29 protein-coding genes are annotated in these 22,463 nt (G+C 59.0%); 13 read left to right on the forward strand and 16 right to left on the reverse strand.

Annotation, left to right across the window (positions count from 1 at the left end):
- Positions 1 to 32: 32 nt before the first annotated feature.
- A complete protein-coding gene (locus ACEWPJ_RS04355) occupies positions 33 to 1,016 on the reverse strand; it encodes a TraB/GumN family protein (RefSeq protein ID WP_416511182.1) in 984 nt (327 codons plus the stop codon).
- Between the two features lie 175 nt (positions 1,017 to 1,191).
- On the opposite strand from ACEWPJ_RS04355, the gene ACEWPJ_RS04360 reads away from it, so the two are divergent.
- Both ACEWPJ_RS04360 and groL read left to right on the forward strand, forming a co-directional pair.
- Entirely contained in the window at positions 1,192 to 1,479 is a 288-nt protein-coding gene (locus ACEWPJ_RS04360) for a co-chaperone GroES (protein ID WP_416511184.1), read from the forward strand.
- Between the two features lie 49 nt (positions 1,480 to 1,528).
- Positions 1,529 to 3,169, forward strand: a complete 1,641-nt coding sequence (groL, locus tag ACEWPJ_RS04365) for a chaperonin GroEL (protein WP_416511186.1) — start codon at positions 1,529 to 1,531, stop codon at positions 3,167 to 3,169.
- 135 nt (positions 3,170 to 3,304) lie between these two features.
- Here the strand turns inward: groL and ACEWPJ_RS04370 are convergent, their stop codons facing one another.
- The gene (locus ACEWPJ_RS04370; RefSeq protein ID WP_416511188.1) at positions 3,305 to 3,805 is read right to left on the reverse strand and encodes a GreA/GreB family elongation factor; all 501 of its coding nucleotides are present in this window, start codon (positions 3,803 to 3,805) and stop codon (positions 3,305 to 3,307) included.
- A gap of 9 nt (positions 3,806 to 3,814) precedes the next feature.
- The gene (locus tag ACEWPJ_RS04375; RefSeq protein WP_416511190.1) at positions 3,815 to 4,264 is read right to left on the reverse strand and encodes an NUDIX domain-containing protein; all 450 of its coding nucleotides are present in this window, start codon (positions 4,262 to 4,264) and stop codon (positions 3,815 to 3,817) included.
- A gap of 79 nt (positions 4,265 to 4,343) precedes the next feature.
- Here ACEWPJ_RS04375 and ACEWPJ_RS04380 point away from each other — a divergent pair, with 79 nt between their 5' ends.
- Positions 4,344 to 5,072: an esterase/lipase family protein gene (locus tag ACEWPJ_RS04380; protein ID WP_416511192.1), complete on the forward strand. Its 729-nt coding sequence runs from the start codon at positions 4,344 to 4,346 to the stop codon at positions 5,070 to 5,072.
- An 81-nt stretch (positions 5,073 to 5,153) separates the two neighbouring features.
- Here ACEWPJ_RS04380 and ACEWPJ_RS04385 read toward each other — a convergent pair whose 3' ends face one another.
- Genes ACEWPJ_RS04385 through ACEWPJ_RS04395 form a run of 3 tightly spaced genes read right to left on the reverse strand, consistent with a single transcriptional unit; the run spans position 5,154 to position 6,969 of the window.
- Complete coding sequence (locus tag ACEWPJ_RS04385) at positions 5,154 to 6,221, reverse strand: 5-(carboxyamino)imidazole ribonucleotide synthase (protein WP_416511193.1); 1,068 nt, start codon at positions 6,219 to 6,221, stop codon at positions 5,154 to 5,156.
- Complete coding sequence (purE, locus tag ACEWPJ_RS04390) at positions 6,214 to 6,702, reverse strand: 5-(carboxyamino)imidazole ribonucleotide mutase (RefSeq protein WP_416511195.1); 489 nt, start codon at positions 6,700 to 6,702, stop codon at positions 6,214 to 6,216. Before purE ends, ACEWPJ_RS04385 begins: the two co-directional genes overlap by 8 nt.
- Before the next feature lie 48 nt (positions 6,703 to 6,750).
- Positions 6,751 to 6,969 carry a YdcH family protein gene (locus ACEWPJ_RS04395; RefSeq protein ID WP_416511197.1) on the reverse strand — a complete coding sequence of 73 codons (219 nt, stop codon included), beginning with the start codon at positions 6,967 to 6,969 and terminating at the stop codon, positions 6,751 to 6,753.
- Between the two features lie 175 nt (positions 6,970 to 7,144).
- Here ACEWPJ_RS04395 and ACEWPJ_RS04400 point away from each other — a divergent pair, with 175 nt between their 5' ends.
- The 3 genes from ACEWPJ_RS04400 to ACEWPJ_RS04410 are packed head-to-tail and all read left to right on the forward strand — an operon-like array spanning position 7,145 to position 8,692.
- Positions 7,145 to 7,558, forward strand: coding sequence for an Hsp20 family protein (locus ACEWPJ_RS04400; RefSeq protein ID WP_416511198.1), 414 nt, complete (start codon positions 7,145 to 7,147; stop codon positions 7,556 to 7,558).
- 10 nt (positions 7,559 to 7,568) lie between these two features.
- Positions 7,569 to 7,796, forward strand: coding sequence for a DUF1150 family protein (locus tag ACEWPJ_RS04405; RefSeq protein ID WP_416511199.1), 228 nt, complete (start codon positions 7,569 to 7,571; stop codon positions 7,794 to 7,796).
- Positions 7,793 to 8,692 carry a PhzF family phenazine biosynthesis protein gene (locus ACEWPJ_RS04410; RefSeq protein WP_416511200.1) on the forward strand — a complete coding sequence of 300 codons (900 nt, stop codon included), beginning with the start codon at positions 7,793 to 7,795 and terminating at the stop codon, positions 8,690 to 8,692. Before ACEWPJ_RS04405 ends, ACEWPJ_RS04410 begins: the two co-directional genes overlap by 4 nt.
- A gap of 11 nt (positions 8,693 to 8,703) precedes the next feature.
- Here the strand turns inward: ACEWPJ_RS04410 and ACEWPJ_RS04415 are convergent, their stop codons facing one another.
- Positions 8,704 to 9,432 (reverse strand): PRC-barrel domain-containing protein, encoded by a 729-nt coding sequence (locus tag ACEWPJ_RS04415; RefSeq protein ID WP_416511201.1) that lies wholly within the window; start codon positions 9,430 to 9,432, stop codon positions 8,704 to 8,706.
- A gap of 46 nt (positions 9,433 to 9,478) precedes the next feature.
- The gene (locus ACEWPJ_RS04420; RefSeq protein ID WP_416511203.1) at positions 9,479 to 10,183 is read right to left on the reverse strand and encodes an NAD-dependent deacylase; all 705 of its coding nucleotides are present in this window, start codon (positions 10,181 to 10,183) and stop codon (positions 9,479 to 9,481) included.
- A 47-nt stretch (positions 10,184 to 10,230) separates the two neighbouring features.
- On the opposite strand from ACEWPJ_RS04420, the gene ACEWPJ_RS04425 reads away from it, so the two are divergent.
- Positions 10,231 to 10,686 (forward strand): low molecular weight protein-tyrosine-phosphatase, encoded by a 456-nt coding sequence (locus ACEWPJ_RS04425; protein WP_416511205.1) that lies wholly within the window; start codon positions 10,231 to 10,233, stop codon positions 10,684 to 10,686.
- On the opposite strand, the gene ACEWPJ_RS04430 is transcribed toward ACEWPJ_RS04425, so the two are convergent.
- Positions 10,671 to 10,982: a hypothetical protein gene (locus tag ACEWPJ_RS04430; RefSeq protein WP_416511206.1), complete on the reverse strand. Its 312-nt coding sequence runs from the start codon at positions 10,980 to 10,982 to the stop codon at positions 10,671 to 10,673. The genes ACEWPJ_RS04425 and ACEWPJ_RS04430 overlap by 16 nt on opposite strands.
- A 116-nt stretch (positions 10,983 to 11,098) precedes the next feature.
- Positions 11,099 to 12,148: a Glu/Leu/Phe/Val family dehydrogenase gene (locus tag ACEWPJ_RS04435; protein WP_416511208.1), complete on the reverse strand. Its 1,050-nt coding sequence runs from the start codon at positions 12,146 to 12,148 to the stop codon at positions 11,099 to 11,101.
- Positions 12,149 to 12,274: 126 nt separating this feature from the next.
- On the opposite strand from ACEWPJ_RS04435, the gene ACEWPJ_RS04440 reads away from it, so the two are divergent.
- The 3 genes from ACEWPJ_RS04440 to ACEWPJ_RS04450 all read left to right on the forward strand — a co-directional run bounded on the left by ACEWPJ_RS04440 (position 12,275) and on the right by ACEWPJ_RS04450 (position 15,214).
- The gene (locus tag ACEWPJ_RS04440) at positions 12,275 to 12,730 is read left to right on the forward strand and encodes an Lrp/AsnC family transcriptional regulator (protein ID WP_416511209.1); all 456 of its coding nucleotides are present in this window, start codon (positions 12,275 to 12,277) and stop codon (positions 12,728 to 12,730) included.
- A 56-nt stretch (positions 12,731 to 12,786) separates the two neighbouring features.
- Positions 12,787 to 14,586 (forward strand): translation elongation factor 4, encoded by a 1,800-nt coding sequence (gene lepA / locus ACEWPJ_RS04445; RefSeq protein WP_416511211.1) that lies wholly within the window; start codon positions 12,787 to 12,789, stop codon positions 14,584 to 14,586.
- Between the two features lie 82 nt (positions 14,587 to 14,668).
- Positions 14,669 to 15,214 carry a hypothetical protein gene (locus ACEWPJ_RS04450; protein WP_416511213.1) on the forward strand — a complete coding sequence of 182 codons (546 nt, stop codon included), beginning with the start codon at positions 14,669 to 14,671 and terminating at the stop codon, positions 15,212 to 15,214.
- 43 nt (positions 15,215 to 15,257) lie between these two features.
- Here the strand turns inward: ACEWPJ_RS04450 and ACEWPJ_RS04455 are convergent, their stop codons facing one another.
- Together ACEWPJ_RS04455 and ACEWPJ_RS04460 are read right to left on the reverse strand one after the other, a co-directional pair.
- Positions 15,258 to 15,401: a hypothetical protein gene (locus ACEWPJ_RS04455; protein ID WP_416511214.1), complete on the reverse strand. Its 144-nt coding sequence runs from the start codon at positions 15,399 to 15,401 to the stop codon at positions 15,258 to 15,260.
- 138 nt (positions 15,402 to 15,539) lie between these two features.
- A complete protein-coding gene (locus ACEWPJ_RS04460; protein ID WP_416511216.1) occupies positions 15,540 to 15,686 on the reverse strand; it encodes an entericidin A/B family lipoprotein in 147 nt (48 codons plus the stop codon).
- A gap of 148 nt (positions 15,687 to 15,834) precedes the next feature.
- Between ACEWPJ_RS04460 and ACEWPJ_RS04465 the strand changes: the two genes are divergently transcribed.
- Positions 15,835 to 16,020: a CTP synthetase gene (locus ACEWPJ_RS04465; protein WP_416511217.1), complete on the forward strand. Its 186-nt coding sequence runs from the start codon at positions 15,835 to 15,837 to the stop codon at positions 16,018 to 16,020.
- Between the two features lie 20 nt (positions 16,021 to 16,040).
- On the opposite strand, the gene ACEWPJ_RS04470 is transcribed toward ACEWPJ_RS04465, so the two are convergent.
- A complete protein-coding gene (locus ACEWPJ_RS04470) occupies positions 16,041 to 16,805 on the reverse strand; it encodes an alpha/beta fold hydrolase (protein WP_416511219.1) in 765 nt (254 codons plus the stop codon).
- Positions 16,806 to 16,895: 90 nt separating this feature from the next.
- On the opposite strand from ACEWPJ_RS04470, the gene ACEWPJ_RS04475 reads away from it, so the two are divergent.
- Complete coding sequence (locus ACEWPJ_RS04475; RefSeq protein WP_416511220.1) at positions 16,896 to 17,267, forward strand: hypothetical protein; 372 nt, start codon at positions 16,896 to 16,898, stop codon at positions 17,265 to 17,267.
- 27 nt (positions 17,268 to 17,294) lie between these two features.
- Here the strand turns inward: ACEWPJ_RS04475 and glyA are convergent, their stop codons facing one another.
- On the reverse strand, positions 17,295 to 18,578 hold the full coding sequence (gene glyA, locus ACEWPJ_RS04480) for a serine hydroxymethyltransferase (protein ID WP_416511221.1): 1,284 nt from the start codon (positions 18,576 to 18,578) through the stop codon (positions 17,295 to 17,297).
- 191 nt (positions 18,579 to 18,769) lie between these two features.
- Here glyA and ACEWPJ_RS04485 point away from each other — a divergent pair, with 191 nt between their 5' ends.
- Positions 18,770 to 19,525, forward strand: coding sequence for an NAD kinase (locus ACEWPJ_RS04485; protein WP_416511223.1), 756 nt, complete (start codon positions 18,770 to 18,772; stop codon positions 19,523 to 19,525).
- Between the two features lie 3 nt (positions 19,526 to 19,528).
- Here ACEWPJ_RS04485 and ACEWPJ_RS04490 read toward each other — a convergent pair whose 3' ends face one another.
- Both ACEWPJ_RS04490 and ACEWPJ_RS04495 read right to left on the reverse strand, forming a co-directional pair.
- Entirely contained in the window at positions 19,529 to 20,932 is a 1,404-nt protein-coding gene (locus ACEWPJ_RS04490; protein ID WP_416511224.1) for a sigma-54-dependent transcriptional regulator, read from the reverse strand.
- Complete coding sequence (locus ACEWPJ_RS04495; RefSeq protein WP_416511226.1) at positions 20,922 to 22,436, reverse strand: ATP-binding protein; 1,515 nt, start codon at positions 22,434 to 22,436, stop codon at positions 20,922 to 20,924. Before ACEWPJ_RS04495 ends, ACEWPJ_RS04490 begins: the two co-directional genes overlap by 11 nt.
- Between the last annotated feature and the right edge of the window lie 27 nt (positions 22,437 to 22,463).

A 22,463-nucleotide genomic window follows, 5' to 3' on the forward strand; every position in this document is an offset into this window, starting at 1 on the left:
ACCCGGCCCCGGACACGATGCCGCAACCTTTGTCAGTCAAGCCGTTCCAGCGTATATCCCGCCTCGGCCAACAGGTTCAGCACGCCATCCTCGCCCGACAGATGCGCGGCACCAACCGCAACGACGTGGTTGCCTTCGCTGACCGCTGGCAGCAAAACGTCCATCCACGCGATATTACGGTCGATCAGCAGGGCTTGCTCCGCCTCCGCGAATAACTCTTCCCACTGCTCAGGTGTGCGGCCCGGCTGTGATTTGCCGTGCAGAATCGTGAACTCCCAGAGTTCTCGATGTTTCCCGGCGAAATACGCATCGACCATCGTGGCAAACCCTGCCGCCTCATCCGCGTCGGTGGCGAGGAAGGTTGACAGCATATCGATCTGCTCATCCATCGGCTCTTCGGCAAAGGCGCGCAGCAACGCCTCGCCATCCTCAAGTGCGCGGGTTTCGACACCGGCCCCCTCCGCTATTACCGAAAGCCTTTTGTCCAGCCCGTTCCGTTCCGTCATCAAATCCATTGCACAAGCCGGAACACCCATCATCATCGCCGCATACCAGGGCTGCATTTTGGCGGCGAAGAATCCGGGGATGCCTCGTTGTTCCATCCGCTGGGTCAGACGCGCCCAGTCGCCCTCGCTCAGCAAGTCGGGCAGGGTCGGGCCGGTCTGGATGAACATCATCGACGGATCGCTGAGCATCCGCGCCTCAAGCGCCTTCATGTCGGCCTCGGTCGCTTCCAGAAACACGGTATCGGCATCGACGACATAGGGTCGGACGGTATTCACCATCGGCACAAAGCGCGGGTCCGCAAGATGCATAGTGCCGACGACGTGCAACGTGCTTGCGCCTTTTGTAGCGCGCCAAAAGTTGCCTTCTGGGTAGGGGTGCTGCGCGACACGCTCGCGTAGCGCCGCGCGATCCTCGGCAGAGAGCGCGTCGATCAGATTGCTGCCGACGCATTCGGACAGGGCAGGGTGGGCAAAAACAATCGCCAAAAGACACAAAGCAACGGCTCTCATATTCAATACTTCCATCCTATTTGCACAAAGGGTATCGCCCCACCCGGAGGATACAACGGAATTTTGTCACGGAGTTGTTGACAGCGCGGCGCGGCTTGCCTAAATCCATTTCGTTATCACTCGCACCATGTGAGTGATAATACTTCTGTAACCTCGAACTAGGGAGAGTTCCGAGATGGCATTTACTCCGCTGCATGACCGTGTGCTCGTCCGTCGCGTTGAAAGCGACGAAAAAACCAAGGGCGGTCTGATCATCCCCGACAGCGCAAAAGAAAAACCGGCCGAAGGCGAAATCGTCGCTGTTGGCGCGGGCGCTCGAGACGATGATGGCGATCGCATCGAACTGGACGTCAAGGCAGGCGACAAAATCCTGTTTGGCAAATGGTCCGGCACCGAAATCACCCTCGATGGTGAAGAACTGCTGATCATGAAGGAAAGCGACATCATGGGCATTATCGCCTGATCTGATCGTCACCTTCTGAACGAAACACGAAATTCAAGGAGCATTCAAAATGGCGAAAGACGTCAAATTTGATACCGATGCCCGTAATCGTATGCTGAAGGGCGTAAACGTCCTTGCAGATGCGGTCAAAGTGACCCTCGGCCCGAAAGGCCGCAACGTTGTTCTCGACAAATCCTTCGGCTCGCCCCGGATCACCAAAGATGGTGTGACGGTTGCCAAGGAAATCGAACTGGAAGACAAGTTCGAAAACATGGGCGCCCAGATGGTGAAAGAGGTTGCCTCTCGCACCAATGACGAGGCAGGCGACGGCACCACGACCGCGACTGTTCTGGCCCAAGCCATCGTCAAAGAAGGCATGAAATCGGTTGCCGCTGGCATGAACCCGATGGACCTGAAGCGCGGCATCGACCTTGCAACCACCAAAGTTGTTGACGCGATCAAAGCCGCCGCTCGCGAAGTCAAAGACTCCGACGAAGTCGCACAGGTCGGCACGATCTCTGCCAATGGCGAAGCTGAAATCGGCCGTCAAATTGCAGACGCGATGCAGAAAGTCGGCAACGAAGGTGTCATCACCGTTGAAGAAAACAAAGGTCTGGAAACAGAAACCGATGTTGTCGAAGGGATGCAGTTCGACCGTGGCTACCTAAGCCCCTACTTCGTGACCAACGCAGACAAGATGATTGCAGATCTCGAAGACTGCATGATCCTGCTGCACGAAAAGAAACTGTCTTCGCTTCAGCCGATGGTTCCGCTGCTTGAATCCGTGATCCAGTCGCAAAAGCCGCTGCTGATCATCGCAGAAGACGTCGAAGGCGAGGCTCTGGCCACGCTCGTCGTCAACAAACTGCGCGGCGGTCTGAAAATTGCTGCTGTCAAAGCACCGGGCTTCGGCGACCGCCGCAAAGCCATGTTGCAAGACATCGCAATTCTGACCGGTGGTCAGGTGATTTCCGAAGACCTCGGCATGAAGCTTGAAAACGTCACGATGGACATGCTTGGTTCCGCCAAGAAAGTCGCCATCACCAAAGATGAGACGACCATCGTTGACGGCGCAGGTGAAAAAGCCGAGATCGAAGCACGGGTCAGCCAGATCCGTCAGCAGATCGAAGAAACGACCTCTGACTACGACCGTGAGAAACTGCAAGAACGCGTTGCGAAACTCGCAGGCGGCGTTGCTGTGATCCGTGTTGGCGGCATGACTGAAACCGAAGTGAAAGAGCGTAAGGACCGCGTCGATGACGCACTGAACGCGACCCGCGCTGCGGTTCAGGAAGGCGTCATCGTTGGTGGTGGTGTCGCTCTGGTCCAAGCGGCGAAGTCGCTTGAAAAGGTCAAAGGCGAAAACTCCGATCAGCAAGCCGGTATCGCTATCGTGCGCCGCGCGCTTGAAGCACCGCTGCGTCAGATCGCTGAAAACGCTGGTGTTGACGGCGCCGTTGTTGCTGGCAAGGTCCGCGAAAGCTCTGACCTGACCTTTGGTTTCAACGCCCAGACCGAAGAATATGGCGACATGTTCAAATTCGGCGTGATCGACCCGGCCAAAGTGACCCGGACCGCTCTGGAAGATGCGGCTTCGATCGCTGGCCTTCTGATCACCACCGAAGCCATGGTCGCTGATAAACCGGAGCCGAAAGGCGCACCGGCAGGCGGCGGTATGCCCGACATGGGCGGCATGGGCGGCATGATGTAAGGTTGCCTCTGTTTGCAGAGACAACCGTCAGGCGGCAGGCAGTTGGCCCGTAAGGGCCAAGTGCTGAGCGCCTAAGACGCTCAGAGACTATCGGAAAAGGGCCGCTCCCAAGGGGCCCTTTTTTCATCCCCTACGCTAACCGTCCGGGTAGCTGATCCCGACAATCTCCAATTCGATCGTTCCGGTCGGCTTCGGCCATTCCACCACATCGCCAACGCCCTGTTCCATCAAGGCTTGGGCGAGCGGTGAGAACGGTGCAATTGCGCCCGTGCGCGGGGCGGCATCGTCTTCACTCACGATCCGGTAGGTGGCTTCGCGGCCATCCTCATCAACGGTGATGACTTCGGCACCAAAGCTCACCCGGTTCTTCGGCTGTTGGGATAGATCAACCACGATGGCGCTGCGCAACCTTGCCTCGGTATAGCGAAGGTCTCGCTCCGCAACGGCGATGGGCAGCAGATCGTCAAGCGTATCCTTCCGCGCCCGCAGATCCGCAAGCTCTGCGGCCAGTTGATCGCGCTGCGCCTCAAGCCGCGCGTAACCAGCAGTCGTGACATGGTTCGGATGATCGCTGACTGGCCGATCGGGAATCTTTGGAACGCCGCCATCATCTTCTTTTGTGAACGCTTTGCTCAAGTTATCCCCCTATCGCACGATGACTTCCAGCGGATCGTAAACGATATGACCGGGATCATTCCACACGACTGCCGCAAGGCTATCGGGCTTCACGCGCAAGTCCTCAATTTCCTGCTGCGTGACGAACCGCCGCCGGGATACGATGCCTTCTGGATCGCGCCAGGTTTCATCCAACGTGCCACCGATAACCTCGCATCGAAAATAAACGTCCACCTGATGAAACGTTCCGCCCGGATCATGGAACTCATTAACCAAGGCCGGCGCGCCCACGCGGATCGATAACCCACACTCCTCATGTACCTCGCGGATCAGGTTTTCGGGCAGGGATTGCCCCGGTTCCACCCCACCACCCGGCGCACACCACAGATCGCTTTCAACACCCGGATAAGCGTTGACCAGCAACAGGCGCGCGTCCGAGAGAATTAAGGCGCGAACCGCAAGGCGAGGGTGACGTTTCATGGCAATCAGACTGCCCCGCGACGTAGCGTCCTGCAAGCAGGCACTCGAAACGCGACCGTCGGGGCGCTATATTTCATCTATGCGCATTTTACTCGCCACGGCCCTGATCCTTGCCCCGCTGCCCGCCGTAGCGGCGGATTGCGTTGTGCTGCTTCACGGTCTGGCGCGCAGCGCGACCTCAATGGTGATGATTTCCGAAGCGCTTGAGGCGTCTGGTTACCGCACGGTAAATCGTGGCTACCCCTCCACCAAAGCGCCAATCGCGGAGCTTATCGATGCGGCCCTTCCCGGCGCGGTTGCCGAATGCGGCGATGACCGAACCCATTTCGTCACCCATTCAATGGGCGGCATTCTGGTCCGGGGTTGGCTGGGCGAAAATCGCCCGAAAAATATGGGCCGCGTGGTGATGTTGGCCCCACCGAACCATGGCTCCGAACTCGTCGATGCGTTTGGCGATCTCGGTCCATTCCAATGGCTGAACGGCCCCGCGGGGATGGAGCTTGGCACTGGCCCTCGCAGCACGCCGAACCAACAGAAACTCCCGAAATTTGAACTTGGCGTGATCGCCGGAAATCGCTCACTGAACCCAATCTATTCTGCCGTCATCAGCGGAGCGGACGACGGCAAGGTCGCGGTGTCCTCGACCCGCGTCCCCGGTATGAACGACCATATCGTCCTGCCCGTCACGCACACTTTCATGATGAACAGCCCGTTCGTCATCGGCCAAACGCTAGAGTTTCTTGAAAACGGGCGTTTCCGCCCTGACATGAGCTATTCCGAAGCCGTCTCGGCGATGGTCGGGGAATAGCTGCTTCATCTTGCCGAAAATACTCCCGCCGGAGGCAAGAAATCTATTGCACTCCAGTCGGACGCAAACCAACTCAACTGATTATCGAATGATCTGGTTCACATGCCCCATCTTGCGGCCCGGTTTCACGTCCGCCTTGCCGTATAGATGGATCGCATTGGTCGGATCGGTCGCGATTTCGGGAATGCGCGCGACATCGTCGCCAATCAGGTTCAGCATCTCGACGTCCGAATGCCGCGCCCCGTCGCCAAGCGGCCAGCCCGCGATGGCGCGGATGTGTTGTTCAAACTGATCCACAACACAGCCGTTCTGGGTCCAGTGGCCGGAGTTATGCACCCGTGGCGCGATTTCGTTCACGACAAATCCGTCTGATGTTACGAACAGCTCCACCCCCATCACGCCGACATACTCAAGCGCGTTCAGGATGTCCCCGGTGCGCAAGACCGCATCAAGGATCAGCGTCGCAGGCACCTGCGCCGGAACCGTCGTCGTGTGTAAAATTCCGTCGCGATGGACGTTCTGGCCGGGGTCGAAGCATGTCACCTGACCTGAAACGCTCCGCGCGCCGATCACCGAAATCTCGCAGGTGAAATCGACGAAACCTTCAAGAACCGCAGGCGCTCCGGCCATGTCGACCAGCGCCTTGTCGGCATCCCCCGGCGTCATGATCCGCGCCTGTCCCTTGCCGTCATAACCAAACCGACGGGTTTTCAGGATCGCGGGGGTGCCGATACGTCCAAGCGCCTCGCGCAGATCATCTGGCGTATCGACGGCTGCAAACGGTGCGGTCGTCAGCCCCAACTCGCTCAGAAATGTCTTTTCGGCCAGCCGATCTTGCGATACCGCAAGCGCCTTGCGGTTCGGACGGATCGGGCGATGCGCCTCAAGCAGATCAAGCGCGGCGGTTGGCACATTCTCAAACTCAAAGGTGATGACATCGACGGCGGCGGCGAAAGCAGCGAGCGCATCCTCGTCATCATACCCCGCCGTTGTCACGCGATCCGCAACGTGGCCCGCAGGGGGTTCTGCACCCGGTTCAAAGATGTGGGTCCTGAAGCCCAGCCTCGACGCCGCTACAGACAGCATCCGGCCAAGCTGCCCGCCGCCGAGGATTCCGATCACCGCTCCGGGTGCCAGCGCCTCAGTCATCCGACGGGGTCTCCGGGATCGAATCCGACAGCGCCGCGCGCCATGCGTTCAGCCGTTCGGCCAGTGATTCGTCCTGAAGTGCGAGGATACCTGCCGCCATCAACCCCGCATTGGCGGCCCCGGCTGCGCCGATTGCCATTGTTGCGACGGGGTAGCCTTTCGGCATCTGAACGATGGAATATAGGCTATCGACCCCCGACAGCGCTTTGGTCTGCACCGGAACGCCGATCACCGGCACGCGGGTCTTTGACGCCATCATACCCGGCAGATGCGCTGCCCCACCGGCCCCGGCGATGATCACCTTCAGCCCGCGGTCCACCGCCTTGGTTCCGTAATCCCACAACCGATCCGGGGTGCGATGCGCCGATACGATCCGCGCCTCATAGGCGACGCCCAGTTCTTCCAGAACGTCCGCCGCGCCTTTCATCGTAGACCAGTCCGATTGACTGCCCATGATGATGCCCACGTTGATTTCAGCCATGCGGCCCCCCGTCGTCAAAGGAAGCGGCACTATACTGATCCCGTCCGCTTAGGCAATGATATCGGGCAGCAGCTCGTCTTCGATCCGCTGGATACGGTCCTTCAGCGCCAATTTCTGCTTTTTCAACCGTTTGAGGGTCAGGGCATCCGCTGTCCCACGGTCCTGCAACGCGTGAATCGCATCGTCAAGATCACGGTGTTCGCGTTTCAGCACATCCAGCCGCACACGCAGCACGTCTTCGTGGCTCATCTCTGTCGGAGTGGTCATCTGCCGGGTGCCCAATTCTTTATTCTTGGGCTCAAAATAGCGCCTTTGTGACGCTGCGGGAAGGGTTCTCTGCCCCTCAATCCCTTGTAGAGCGGTATATTCGGACCCATATTTGACACAAAGGGTCGCCAATATGGGGCCCACCCACACAGGTCGCTGAAAACAGGACGTGTCGATGACAAAACTGACTTTGGGTTCTCACCCATTTCTGCTGGGGTTTGACCAGCTTGAACGCCTCGTGGAACGGACCGCGAAATCCGGAAATGATGGCTATCCGCCGTTCAATATCGAACAATCGGGTGAAAATAACTTTCGCATAACGCTGGCTGTGGCAGGATTCGCTGAGGACGATATCGCGATCACTGTCGAGGATCGGCAACTGGTCGTGCGAGGGCAGCAAAGCGATGATGATGAGGGGCGCGTGTTCCTTCATCGCGGAATCGCGGCCCGGCAGTTCCAGCGGGCCTTTATTCTCGCGGATGGGGTCGAAGTTGGCTCTGCCAGTATGGAAAACGGTCTTTTGCATGTTGATCTGCGTCGGGCCGAACCACAAAAGATCGTTCAGACGATCAAGATCAACAAAGCGTAAGGAGGCGAGCATGGATACGAAATTCAATTTTGGCCCGCATCTCGGCGAAAGGCTTGTTTATGTGCGGTCCGTCGACGTCGCCGATCTGCCCGAAGACATTCGGGCCGAAGCCCAGGGCGCAGAGGAGCTTTATGCCGTTTGCACTGAGGATGGCGAGCAGCTGGCGCTGGTCAGCAGCCGAAACCTCGCGTTCATTCTGGCCCGCCAGAACGACTTTGCGCCGGTTTCCGTGCATTGAGCGGGTATAGCTTCGACTGGGTCGATGCGTTCACCGACGCACCCTTTTCCGGCAACGGCTGTGTTGTTGTTCATGATGCAAAGGCGCTGACACTCGATCAGCGCCTTTCGCTTGTTAAGGAAACGTCGCTTGCCGAATGTTCTTACGTCGTGCCGTCGGATGCCGCGGATTTTGGTGCGCGCTATTACCTTGCCGACAAGGAAATCCCGATGGCCGGGCATCCGACCGTCGCGACTGTCGCATCGCTGATCCATCGCGGTTTGGTGGATATGTCGGGCGGCGCGGCGTCCTTCACGCTTGAGGTCGGTGCGGGCGTCATGTCGGTTGAGGTCGCGCTGAACGACGCGGACAGGCCGATCATCACGATGACCCAAGCCGCGCCGACCTTCGGTAAAACGCACGACGCAGGCCGGATTGCTGCGATCTACGGCCTATTGGCAGACGACATCGCCCACCCGCCGCAGGTCGTATCGACTGGCACGCCGTTTTGCATCACCGTGCTGACCGACAAAGACGCGCTGCGCCGCGCCACGATGGATGTCGACGCGCTCGAAGCGTTCCGGATCGAAGATGGTTCAACCCGCGCGGAGTTGATGGAGCCGTTCCTTGTCACCCTCGGCGGCGAAACGGCCGCAGGGGACACGTTCTCTCGGCTGCTTCTCGCCCCGCCAAGCCTGCCGGAAGATCCGTTTACCGGCTCTGCCACAGGCTGTATGGCGGCGTATCTTTGGCATCACGGGTTAATTCAGTCACCCCGGTTCACCGCAGAGCAGGGGCACTGGATGGGTCGCCCTGGCCAAGCAAGCGTCGAAGTGCTTGGCAAACCCGACGCGATCACTGGCGTAAAGGTCGGCGGGCAGGGATTTGTGTTGATGTCAGATGAACTCCACCTCTGACGCAGGACGCGCTACATCGGCAATCCATAGTGCAGGCGCAGTGCGTCAATCGATCCTTGGTCGAGCGCCTTGATATCCTTCGGCTTCGGTGATTTTTCGACTGCGGCCTTGGATGTCGACAGCACCAGATGCGTGTCACCCTTCGCCATATGTCGTAGCGTCTGATAGGGCAAAACGTGTTCCTGTGTGCTGAGAATACCGCCGGTTTCGACGACGAAATGCGTCAGTTCCATCTTGGCCGGGTCAAGCAGGATATCCCCAAGCCGCCCGAGCTCGCCGTCCGAGCCGAACACCTCTGTCCCCAGCCAAATCGAAAACCGGTCGAGCCTGTCGGCCCCTGGCGGCAGGTCCGCGCTTTCATCCGCGTCGTCATTCGCCTGCGCCTCGTTCATCTGCGCGGCCATCATTAACGGCGCATAGGTCGATCCGAACGGCCCGACGACCAGCGGCGGTAGATGTGCCATGTCAAACGGGAACGAATCGCCATCCGGCTCCCACTTTGGGGCGTTCTCGACCTCATCACTCGCCAGATTGATGACGAATTCACGCTTCGCCGTATCCGGTTCCCCAAGGCGGTTGGCTGAGATCAAGACCTGCGTCTGATCAAACCACCCGCCTATATCGAGGGCTGCGTATTTCACATTTCCGCGGCCAGCATCGAACAGAAAATCCGTCACGGGAAAGCGGCTATCCCCGTTATTGGCGGAAAACGTCATGGTTTCGGCGGCTGATAACAACATTGCGGACTCCTTTTAGAATTAACACGAAGCCTTTGGAAAAGTTCCATTATCCCGGCGTCTGCTCCAGCAATTCTGCCACCCAATTCGGCACGATTTCCGTTGCCGGGCCGTAGCGTGCCTGCTGGAAATGCCGTGCGGTGTCTGATGGCTCCAGATTAAGTTCAATCGTTGCGGCGCCCGCCGCCGCGGCCTGCTGCGCGAAGGCTGCCGCCGGATAAACCTGCCCCGATGTGCCGATCGACGCGAATATATCAGCCTCGTCCAACGCGGCCCAGATTGCATCCATGTGATACGGCATCTCACCGAACCAGACGATGTCGGGCCGGGTCGTCTTGGCACCACAATGGGGGCAGGGCGCGTCGTGCTGCATCACCTTCGGCGCGTCCCAGCGCCCATCGCAACTTGCACATTTCGCACGCATCAGCTGCCCGTGCATGTGAATCGCATCGTCAAACCCGCCGCGTTCGTGCAGATCATCGACATTCTGGGTAATCAGCGTGACGTTGCCCGACCATTCGGCCTGAAGCCGTGAGAGCGCGACATGCGCGGCGTTCGGCGCCGCCCCAAGGCAGTTCGCCCGCCGTGCGTTGTAGAAATCGTGGACAAGCGCCGGGTTCCGGGCCAAGCCGTCGGGTGTCGCAACCTCCTCAAGATCATACTGATCCCAAAGCCCGCCAACGTCCCGAAATGTGCCCAGCCCGCTCTCCGCTGAAATGCCTGCCCCGGTCAGGATAACGATGTGCTTTTCCATGCTGCCCCCATTGGGTATGAACCCATGATGCCGGAAAGGATTACCCCGTGACCACCCGTATTCTGTTCGTCTGTCTTGGAAATATCTGCCGCTCCCCCACGGCGGAGGCTGTGATGCGTGTGAAGGCCAAGACGGCAGGTCTAGCCGTCACACTCGACAGCGCCGGCACAAGTGGTTGGCACATTGGCGAGCCACCTTACGGACCGATGCAGGCAGCCGCCATGGTGCGGGGTTATGACTTGTCGACCCTAAGGGCGAGGGCGTTCACGTCTGATGACTTCGACCGCTTTGATCTTATCATCGGGATGGATGACAAGAACATCGCGGACATGGCTGCCCTGCGCCCCGTGGGGAACAAGACACCGTTGAAATCATTTATGGATTTTGCGCCGGACACCGGCACCGATGCGGTGCCGGACCCGTATTATACCCGCGATTTTGACACCACCCTGACCTTGGTCGAGTCTGCGTCAAACGGGCTTGTCGCTTACCTTGCGCAGTAGGCTTCGGCTGTGGCGTAGAAATTCTTGTAGCGCAACCAGAACCGCTCATCACTCGCGCGGTCGGACTGCCGGACAACCTGTGCCTGATGCGGGTCGCGGAAGAACCCCGCCGCTGTGCGTTGCTCCGAATTGGTGAGCGTGGTGTTCGCCACGTCCTGAATACACCCGCACAGCGCCCGCGCCGGGCGTCTGTCCGACTGGTTGCAGGCGCGTTCAATCGCACCAGCCTCTGCGGCGGGCGAAAACACGGGGGTCATACCGGTGGCCAAAACCGCCACAATCATAAGTTTTTTCATTAGTCTGCCTCGTTCCAATTGCCGGGGCGGGTTTGTCCCACCTCCGTACCTTCAAAATCCTCTGCGGCGCACTATGCCCCAGAACGGCAGATTTTTCAATTCCGATTACGGGGGCGTCAGGCCGCCGCCCGATCCATCTTTTGTGCAACAGTTGCAACGGCTACGGCGTCGGGGCTCACGTTGTTTTTGTGAGCTTTGGTCAGGATCGTGTCCATCGTCGCCTCAAGCGCTGACAGCTTCTGTGCGACATAGGCCGGACGATCCGCGATTTTCAGGATTTCGGTTGCCACGTTGATGATCCCGCCACCATTGGCCACAAAGTCGGGCGCGTAGAGGATCCCGCGGTCGTTCAGCGCTGCACCATCCTCGGGCGTCGCAAGCTGGTTGTTCGCGCCGCCTGCAACGATGGAAACACGCAAGGCCGGGATGGTATCGGCGTTCAGGATGCCGCCTATGGCGCACGGGGCGAAAACATCGGCCTTTACCGCGTAGATTTCATCAAGCGCCACGGGCGTCGCGCCAATTTCTGTCACGGCGCGGTTAATGCGATCCTGATCCACATCCGTCACCGTCAGATCGGCCCCCGCATCCTTTAGCAGCAGCGCGAGGTTCCAACCAACATTGCCAAGCCCTTGGATTGCGACGTGCCGCCCGTTCAGATCATCGCCGCCAAAGCGGTGCCGGCAAGTCACGCGGATCGCGTTAAAAATCCCCCGCGCGGTAATGGGTGAGGGATCACCGCTCGCAAACGCCCCGTCTGCAAGGCCCGCGACATAGCTGGTTTCTTCGGCCAGCGTCGCCATGTCCGCCGGGCTCATCCCCATGTCTTCGGCGGTGTAATACCGCCCCTCAAGGTTCTCAATCGCGCGGCCGAAAGCGCGCAATAGCGCCGGAGTCTTATCCTTCGCCGGATCGCCAACGATTACCGCCTTGCCCCCGCCGAGCGGCAGATCGGCTGCGGCGTTCTTGTATGTCATGCCTTTGGAAAGCCGCTTTACATCGGTCAGCGCTGCGTCCTCATTTGCATAAAGTCGCATCCGCAACCCGCCCGCCGCCGGGCCAAGCTGCGTTGAATGCAGTGCAATGAACCCAAGCAATCCGGTATCCGCATCGCTGACGCGATAGATTTCTTCGTGGCTGTCGGATGGAACGGCGGTGATTTTCATATGATGGAGTCTCCCTTTCTGTATAGAATATCACGTGTGAGTAACAATTTTTGCCAAATTTACCGTGTAATGGTGGCCTATATTAGAGGTTTTTGCTAATTAATGCGCAGATATTAGGAAAAACCAATGGATCAAACAGATCAGAAGATCGTCGCGGCGTTGCAGAAAAATGGGCGGTTAAAGCTCGCCGAACTTTCCGAACGGGTTGGCCTGTCGCCGACCCCCTGCGCCCGCCGCGTCGCCGCGTTGGAGAGGGACGGCGTCATCACCGGCTACGCCGCGCGAGTCGATCAGGCGAGGCTGGGCCTGCCGGTGACGATCTTCATTTCTGTCGAACTCGATCGCCAATCCTCAGACGCGATAGAAGTGTTCGAAGCCGCCGTGCGCCGCTTTGAAGAAGTCATGGAATGCCACCTCATGACCGGATCGCGTGACATCCTTCTGCGCGTCGTGGCCGAAGACCTGACTGCATTCGACCATTTCCTTGAAAACCGCCTGATGCGGGTGCCGGGCATCCGGTCGATGCAGTCAAGCTTCACCCTTCGCACGATGATTGAGCGTCGGGTTTTGCCGGTCGGGTAGCCGGCCATGCTCAACCCCGCTTGACCAGCCCCGATTTCCCCCGCATATCCCCTTCCATGACAGAGCTTTCAAGAATCCGCAATTTCTCCATCGTGGCGCATATAGACCACGGGAAATCCACGCTGGCCGACCGCCTGATCCAGGAAACTGGCACGGTGGAGCTGCGGGATATGAAGGAACAATTGCTCGACGCGATGGATATCGAACGCGAGCGTGGCATCACGATCAAGGCGAACACCGTCCGTATCGAATACAACGCCGATGATGGGCAGCACTACGTGCTGAACCTGATCGACACCCCCGGCCACGTCGATTTCGCTTATGAAGTGTCCCGCTCCATGCGCGCGGTTGAAGGTTCGCTGCTGGTCGTCGACTCCACCCAAGGGGTTGAGGCGCAGACCCTCGCCAACGTCTATCAGGCCATCGACGCGGACCACGAAATCGTGCCGGTCTTTAACAAGATCGACCTGCCAGCCTCCGACATCGACCGCGTGGCGGAGCAGGTGGAGGATGTGATCGGCATCGACGCCTCGGGCGCGATCCCGGTGTCCGCGAAAACGGGGCAGGGCATTCATGAAGTGCTTGAGGCCATCGTCGAACACCTTCCCGCGCCGACGGGCGAGCGCGATGCACCGCTAAAGGCGATGCTGGTCGATAGCTGGTATGACGCCTACCTTGGCGTCATCGTCCTCGTTCGCATCATGGATGGCGTTCTGAAAAAGGGCGACCGGATCACGATGATGCAGAACGGCTCTGTCCATCATGTTGACCGGATCGGTGTGTTTCGTCCGGCGATGCAGGTCGTGGATGAACTGGGGCCGGGGGAAATCGGCTTCCTCACCGCGTCGATCAAGCAGGTGCGCGACACCCGCGTGGGCGACACCATCACCCATGAAAAGAAAGGGGCGAACAAGGCTCTTCCGGGCTTCAAGCCGTCGCAGCCTGTCGTGTTCTGCGGCCTGTTCCCCGTCGATTCCGCCGAATTCGAAGACCTGCGCGACGCGATCGAAAAGCTCGCGCTGAACGATGCGTCGTTCTCTTACGAAATGGAAACTTCTGCTGCGCTTGGCTTTGGGTTCCGCTGCGGCTTCCTTGGTCTGCTTCACCTCGAAGTCATCCGCGACCGGATTGAGCGTGAATATGATATCGAACTGATCACTACGGCGCCGTCGGTGATCTACAAAATCCACATGCGCGACGGGTCCGTGACAGAGCTTCACAACCCCGCCGACATGCCGGACCTCACCCATGTCGATCACTTGGAGGAGCCGCGGATCAAGGCGACCATCCTCGTGCCCGACGACTACCTCGGCGATGTGCTGAAACTCTGCCAGGATCGACGCGGCATCCAGCTTGATCTGACATATGCCGGGTCGCGCGCGATGGTTGTCTATGACCTTCCGCTTAATGAAGTTGTCTTTGATTTCTACGACAGGCTGAAAAGCGTTACCAAAGGGTATGCGAGTTTCGACTACCAGCTTGAGGGCTACCGCGAAGACAACCTTGTCAAAATGCAGATCCTCGTGAACGAAGAACCGGTCGACGCGCTATCCACGATGGTCCACCGCGACCGCGCCGAAGCCCGCGGCCGCGCCATGTGCGAAAAGCTGAAAGACCTGATCCCCCGCCACATGTTCAAGATCCCGATCCAGGCGGCCATCGGCGGCAAGGTCATCGCCCGCGAAACCCTCGCCGCGCTGCGCAAGGACGTGACCGCGAAATGCTACGGCGGAGACGTCAGCCGCAAGAAAAAGCTGCTCGACAAGCAGAAAGCCGGGAAGAAGAAGATGCGCCAGTTCGGGAAAGTGGAAATCCCCCAGCAGGCGTTTATCTCGGCGTTGAAGATGGATGATTAGATTCACCCAAACACTTGCTCGAATCGGAGCGGCCTACTCTGTCTTCGGATCGTTGATCTGGCTATTGTGGCCAAATGATTTAATGTTCGTTGATAACCCCGGAGCATGGTTAACACTGCTAACTGCATTGATTGTTTGGCATTTTACCGAATTCAAACAAAGCGAGGAGTTAGGTACACAGAATACGTCTCAAAACGACATTCGTGTAGCTCGCGAACTTGTGGAACTCCATGCAGGGGATTTTAGATATCTGCTGAATGATACCGATCTTTGGTCATTCGTCCCAAGCGAGATCTATCATCGCTTGGGACGTATATGTGATCGCTGGGAGCGCGGGACTTTTTTCTTTCACAACAGAACACTCAACAGAGACCTTTCTGAGCTAATTGATCGGCTCAATACGCTAGATATGAAGATTGCCCAGGATACTGTTCCAAAGCTAATAGGGGGCGAATTTCGAACTGGCTACAAGCCTTTCAACTTGGTGTCCGACGACGAATATCGACGGTTAAGAAATGAAAGTAAAACGGCGAATGAGATAGCTTCCCAAGCTTGGAAGCTACTTGACCAGATTGTCGCAAAGATACGAATGGGAATTCCCGAGGTTTTAGACGAGCCTATCGACTAATAGCGTATTGGTTGCGCGTATAGAATTCGTTGCAGTCCACCCCCTAAAACAGCCCATCACCCCCGCGTTCATCTTCTGCAATCTCATCCGCAATCACCGCTCCACCCGCTCCGACAATCAACGGCGCGCAACCTGCAAGCATGGCGGTTGTTGTCGCCATCGCCAGAATAAGTCCAAATATCCGCATAATGTTTCCTCCTCGGGTTAGAATAGCGACTGCGACGTGGGGCGCCAGCCCTGTTGCGCCAGCCGATTGCCTCACGACAGGCCCGCCCGATTTCTCCGGACGGGTCTTGCAATCATGCGGGGGCGCCTTTTCCGCTGGCTACATCTCGGCCTGGGTTTCCCGTGCGGCTTCGGATACGGCCTGACCGCCGGCGGACAGGTCCTGGCCGGCGCCTTCGACGGTTTCACAGGCGGCAAGGCCGAGTGCGAACAGAACGGGAAGAAGGCGGGGTATGGTGCGGGGCATGAAAGGTTCCTTTCGTCTTGAGTTCATTTCCCAACCAACGCCCGACGCGGGATCCGGTTCCAACGGTCTGACCTAGGTCAAAGACGCGGGCGGGCCGCCGCAATACGGTCGGGGCGAAACGCGCTAAATTCTCTTTTCGGAGGCTCCGATGATCCGCCTTGCCCTCACACTATTCTCCATGATCGCAACGTCCCTTGCCGGGATCGGCGTGATCGTCGTGCTGACCCTTGGGCATGACACGCTGGTGCCGATCCTGATCGGGGCGGCGGTCGGTTTTGTCGTGGCAATTCCGGTGACGTGGATCGTGGCGAAGAAGATCGCGGCCCTGCGCTAAGGTCGCGCTCCCCACATTGGTTAGGCGTCGAGGAACGCGCGCATCGCGGCCTCGAACTCTCGCGGCTTATCGGCGTGGAGCCAGTGCCCCGCGCCCGGAATCCGCGCGAATTTCGCTTTTGGGAAGTGTCGTTTGATGGTGCTGCGATGTTCGGGCAGGACATAGTCGCTGTCTTTGCCGGAGAGAAAAAACGTCGGGCCAGCGAACGTGCCTGTCACCTCGGGGAACCCAACGATCTTCGGCATTTCCGCTTCAAGGGTGTCGAGGTTCAGTCGCCACTTCACCGGATCGGATTTCAGGTCGAGCGACTGCAACAGGAACGCCCTGATCCCCGCATCCTCTACATGCTCCGCGAACCGTTTGTCCGCCTCGCCGCGCGACGAAAGCCCCTTTAGATCAAGCGCCTTCATCGCGTCGATGAACTGCACCTGACTGTGCGAATAGGCGACCGGCGCGATGTCCGCGACGATCAGCCGACGGACGAGGTCGGGCCGCGATAGCGCCAGCACCATCGCCGCTTTGCCGCCCATCGAATGGCCGACGACATCCACGCTTTTCCCATGCGCTTCAATGACTTCCGCAAGGTCGCCTGCCATATCCGGATAGCTGTGCGTATCAAACCAAGGGCTGTTCCCGTGGTTGCGCATATCGACCGGCAAAACCTCCCCCCGGTCGGCCATCCGGCGGGCGATCACCCCCCAGTTTCGGGCAGAGCCATAAAGCCCGTGCACGATCAACAAAGGCGGCTGGTCAGTCGGCGATCCGCTGGTCATCACGTTCAACATACGGCTTCATACACACTCCCCCCCGCAGCTTCCAGAGGAGTTGAGAATGTGCCGCGATTCCGGTATGTTGGGGGTAGAAGGGAACGGTGTATGGATATTGGGGTCATCCACGCCAAGGCCGATGAGGTCTATGCTGCTATGGGCGAACGCTTGTCCGTGGGCGGTCAGGATTTGTCGGCCCGGACGCGTAAGGCAGGGCGGCTACTGCCCCGGCGTATCCGACGGGATGCCCTATATATGGCGAACGCCGCGGATCTTGCCGAGAACCCAAAGCTTGTCCGAATGATTGATCCAGCCAGATACGAAGCGGCCTATCGCGCCTGTATGACTCACCTGAAAACCGTCGACCCGACCGAACGCCGCAAGGATATGTTTCTAAGCGTCGCGGGGGGAATCAGCTTTGCGGTTTTTGCCGTTGGTGGGCTGACGCTGAGCGTTCTTGTGTGGCGCGGTCTTCTCTGACCGCGCCGTGTCGCTTTGGTGGCCCTATTACTGATCAGGGTATAGCGGGAACTGATCGCAAAGGGTTTTGACCTTTGCTTTTACCGCGTCTTCGACGGCGCCGTTACCCTCTTCGCCATTGGCGGCAAGGCCATCAACCACCTCAACGATCATGTCGGCAATCGAGCGGAACTCGGCCTCACCAAACCCACGGGTGGTCCCGGCGGGCGTGCCAAGCCGGATGCCTGATGTCACCATCGGTTTTTCCGGGTCAAACGGGATGCCGTTCTTGTTGCAGGTGATATTCGCCCGCCCAAGTGCCTTTTCGGTCGCGTTGCCTTTCACACCTTTCGGTCGCAGGTCGACAAGCATGACGTGGGTGTCCGTGCCGCCCGTCACGATGTCGAGGCCGCCTTTCATAAGCTGATCGGCAAGCGCCACCGCGTTGGCTTTGACCTGCTGTTGGTAGGTCTTGAACTCTGGCAGCAACGCCTCACCAAACGCGACGGCTTTTGCGGCGATGACGTGCATCAAGGGGCCGCCCTGAATGCCGGGGAAGATAGCGGAGTTCACTTTCTTCGCGATGGTTTCGTCATTGGTCAGGATCATACCGCCGCGCGGGCCGCGCAGGGTTTTGTGGGTGGTCGTCGTTGCCACATGCGCGTGCGGGAAGGGCGACGGATGTTCGCCAGCGGCCACGAGGCCCGCGAAATGCGCCATGTCCACATGCAGATACGCGCCGACCATATCCGCGATTTCGCGGAACCGGGCAAAGTCGATGACGCGCGGAATGGCAGAGCCGCCAGCGATAATCAGTTTCGGTTGATGTTCTTTTGCAAGCGCTTCAATCTCGTCATAGTCGATCAGATTGTCTTGCTTACGCACGCCGTATTGCACCGCGTTGAACCACTTGCCCGACTGGTTCGGTGCCGCGCCATGGGTCAGGTGACCGCCAGAGGCGAGGTTCATCCCGAGGATCGTATCGCCCGGCTGGATCAGCGCCTGCATCACCCCTTGGTTCGCCTGAGAACCGGAGTTCGGCTGCACATTCGCAAAATCACACCCAAACAGTTGCCTGGCGCGATCAATGGCGAGGTTTTCGGCGACATCGACATACTGGCACCCGCCATAATAGCGGCGGCCCGGATAGCCTTCGGCATATTTGTTTGTCATGACAGAGCCTTGCGCCTCCATCACCGCGGCAGAGACGATGTTCTCGGATGCAATCAATTCGATCTCGTCCCGCTGACGACCCAGTTCATCCCGGATAGAGCCAAAAACCTCAGGATCGCGAGTGGACAAAGAAGCGGTGAAAAAACCTTGCGTGGACATTCGTTGGATATCTCCGTGAGCCGGGTTGACGTTGCGCCAGTGTGTAGCCGGAAAGGGGCCGGGACTAAAGCGTATAAAACGACATAGCGCGTGGATCAGGCGTCACGATCCGCGAATTATCGCCCCCTTGTGTTTCTGTTCTGTGCAGGCGAGTGTTTAGCGACAGGAGTTGCAGGATCACGACCATCCCGATGAAAATTTCCTTTGCCGCCAGTCCCGTCGAAATGGCGCAGGACAGTGTCGCGACCCTCAAGGCGCGGTTTGGCGATCATGCGCCCGAAAATGCGGATGTGATTGTCGCGTTGGGTGGCGATGGCTTCATGCTTCAGACGCTTCACGACACGCAGCATCTGACGACGCCCGTTTACGGGATGAACCGTGGCACCGTCGGGTTCCTGATGAACGAATATGCCGAAGATGCGTTGCTGGATCGGCTTGAGCAGGCGGAGGAGGAGGTCGTAAACCCCCTTCGGATGCGCGCGGTTGTCAAGGATGGAACGGAACACTCCGCCCTCGCGATCAACGAAGTGTCCTTGCTGCGGGCTGGTCCACAGGCGGCCAAGCTAAAGATCAGCGTTGATGGGCGACTGCGGATGCCCGAACTCGTGTGTGACGGTGCGCTTCTTTGCACGCCCGCGGGATCGACGGCCTATAACTACTCCGCGCACGGACCTATCCTGCCGATTGGGGCGGATGTGCTCGCCCTGACGGCGATGGCCGCCTTCCGGCCCCGACGCTGGCGCGGGGCGCTGTTGCCGAAAACCGCCCAAGTGAAGATTGAGGTGTTGGAGCCTGAAAAACGCCCGGTGATGGCCGACGCGGACAGTCGTTCGGTGCGTAATGTGGTGCTTGTCGAAATTCAAAGTGAGCCGACAATTGCCCACCGCATTCTGTTCGATCCGGGACATGGGTTGGAAGAACGCCTGATCCGAGAACAGTTCGTCTAGCGCTCAGGTCCGATTCCGCGACCAGCTTGCGCGCTTACGGTAGAGAGTCGAGGGCGAAACATCCAGCACACGCGCGGCCTTTGGCACGCTGCCGCCGTATCGCGCGATGGTTTCCTCGATCACCAATTGTTCGATTTCGTGCAGGGTTTTGCCGACAAGTTCATCGACTGTTGCCGGGGTCCCGCTCGGCTGCGCCGCCGCAGGTTCGCTATGCGCGACGCCGCCGCCAGCCTCAAGAATATCCGTGGGCAGCATGGACCGGGTCAGCACTTGCCCGTTGTTCAGGACAACGACATTGCGGATCACGTTCATCAATTGGCGAACATTGCCGGGCCAGCTGAGGCGGCGGAACAGCTCCTTAACATCCGGTGACAGGGCGGTGAAGTCGCGCCCCTCCTCATGCGAATATTGCCTGAGCGCACTTTCGGCGAGTTCGATGATATCATCGCCGCGATCCCGAAGCGGGGGCAGGTGGATCGGAACCACGTGCAGGCGGTAATAGAGGTCTTCGCGAAAAGCGCCGCGGCGCACCTGTTCCAGCGGATCGCGGTTCGTGGCGCAGACGATACGGACGTTGACCTTGCGCGGTCGTACTGACCCGACCGGGTTGATCATGGATGTCTGAAGGAACCGTAGCAGTTTGGTTTGCAGGTTCAGGTCCATCTCGCATATTTCATCGAGGAACAGCGTCCCGCCATCTGCCGCTGCCGCTGCGCCGGGTTTGTCGGCAATGGCACCGGTGAACGATCCGCGCAGGTGGCCGAAGACTTCGGACTCCAACAGGTCCGACGGGATGGCCCCACAGTTCAGCGGCACGAACGGCCCGCGCACCCGGTCGGAAAGATCGTGAACGGCCTGCGCGCAAATCTCTTTACCTGTGCCGCTTTCGCCGGTGATGAACACGGTCGCCATCGATGGCGCGACGGTGCGGATATTGCCGTAGACCTGCTTCATCGTGCCTGATGAGCCGATAAAGCCCTTGATCAGATCACCGCCGTTGGTCATGGCGCCTGCATTCTCCGACCGGCGCGCCGCGTCAAAGCGCGCGTTTTCGATCGCGTTCAGAAAATGCTGTTCATTGAAGGGTTTAAGCAGGAATTCATGTGCGCCCGCGCGCATCGCCTCAACCGCGCGATTGATTGATCCATTCGCGGTAATCACGATAATCCGGGCCTCGGGGTGGGCGGCAAGGCAGTCTTTCATCAGGTCCAGCCCGTCGCGATCCGGTAGCATCAGATCAAGCAGAACGACATGCGGGCGCAGTTCCAGAAAGCGGTTCAACCCGCCCGCCGCGTCGCCTTCGGTCACAACGGTGTAGCCTGCGTTTTTCAGAACAGTCTCATAGACCATTTGCAGGGACGGCGTGTCCTCAATCAACAGCAGGGGCTGGGTTGCCTCACCCGCCATCGGTTCCCTCCAGCTCTGACGCGATACGGTCAATCAGTTGACGCAGACATTTGTCTGCCTCCTGACCCAATGTCAGCACGGCGCTTTCGTCCAATCGGTGTGCGGCGGCGTTCAGCGCCTCAGCCTGCCGTTGCAGACGATCCGCCCCAACCGCACCCGACAATGAGATCAGGACATGAGTCTGGCCGCGCAGTTCCACCTGGTCAAGTTCCTTGATCGCGCGGGCCATGTGGGCGCTGACATTGCCAAGGTCGTTGTGCAGACGGGTCAAAAGTTCTTTGGCCCCGGCAGGTCCGGCGATGTCCAGAAGGCGGCGAAAGCGATCTTCATCAAGTTCAACATTCTCGGGCGCGGTCCGCAGCGGTGGCGGAGCCTTACCAGCCGCAAACAAAAGCGCCGCGATGGATTGCCCGAACGCATCAATGCTAAGGATCGGCTTGGCGAGTATTCGGTCCGCCCCCGCGTCAAAGATCGCGTCCCGGTTGGACCGCAGGACAAACGCCGTAACCGCAAGGATCGGCAGATCGCGCAAAGGCGGGCGTTGGGCGCGGATGTGGCGCATCACCTCAAGCCCGGACAACAAGGGCATGTCGATGTCGATCAGGGCGACGTCGAAATTCTCCCGCTCAAGCCAGTTCAGTGCGTCGACGCCATCGGCGGCAATTTCGTATTCCGCGCCCATCACCTGCAACATCTGCGCGACGATCAACTGATTGGTCTCGTTGTCTTCCGCCACCAGAACGCGGATGTCGGACAGGTCGGGAATGGATTGATTGCCCTCAACCGACGCCGCAAAGTTCCACGCCTTCGCCGGAAGCGTCAGCGTCACCGTCGCCCCCTGATCGTTATTCTCGACCGAGATCGTGCCGCCCATCCTGTCGGCGATGTCTTTCGCGATATGCAGGCCCAACCCGGTGCCGGGTTTGCCGGTGTTTTCCGGGCGGCCCTGAAATTCGTAAAGTTGCGAAATCGCTTCTTCTGAAAAGCCGGGGCCGTTGTCGGTCACGGTGAAACACAGCTTGTCGCCGTCAACGCGGCTCGCGCTCATCCAGACTTTGCCCGCTTCGGTGTATTTCAGCGCGTTGCTGAGGAGGTTTGACAGGATACGTTCCAGCCCCAGCCGGTCGGTTGAGATGACGGCGGGAACATCCTCTGCCAAATCCAGCCCGAAGGTCAGTCCAAGCTCCTGCGCGCGGCCGGCCCAGCGAAGTTCCACGTCTTTCAGTAGCCGATGCAGGTGCAGGTTCGCAAAGACGGACTCCGACCCCGGCAGGCCATCCGTCACGATGTTGAGCGCGTCTTCGACGAGGCGCGCGAGAACTTCGCCCGACGTGCGGATACGCTCCAATTGCAACTGGGTTTCGGCGTCGACCTTGGTGTAATCGACCTGCCGCAAGCCGCCGATCACGTCGAACACCGCGGATCGAATATCGTGGGTCAGCAAGTTTAGCCGCTTGGCGTCTTCGGACACCGGTTCAACATCACGACCGCTGAACTCGGTCACGTTGCCGCCCTCGCATAAGGGCGGCCA

Source organism: Aliiroseovarius sp. YM-037, assembly GCF_048060095.1.
Classification (GTDB): Bacteria; Pseudomonadota; Alphaproteobacteria; order Rhodobacterales; family Rhodobacteraceae; genus JBLUOA01.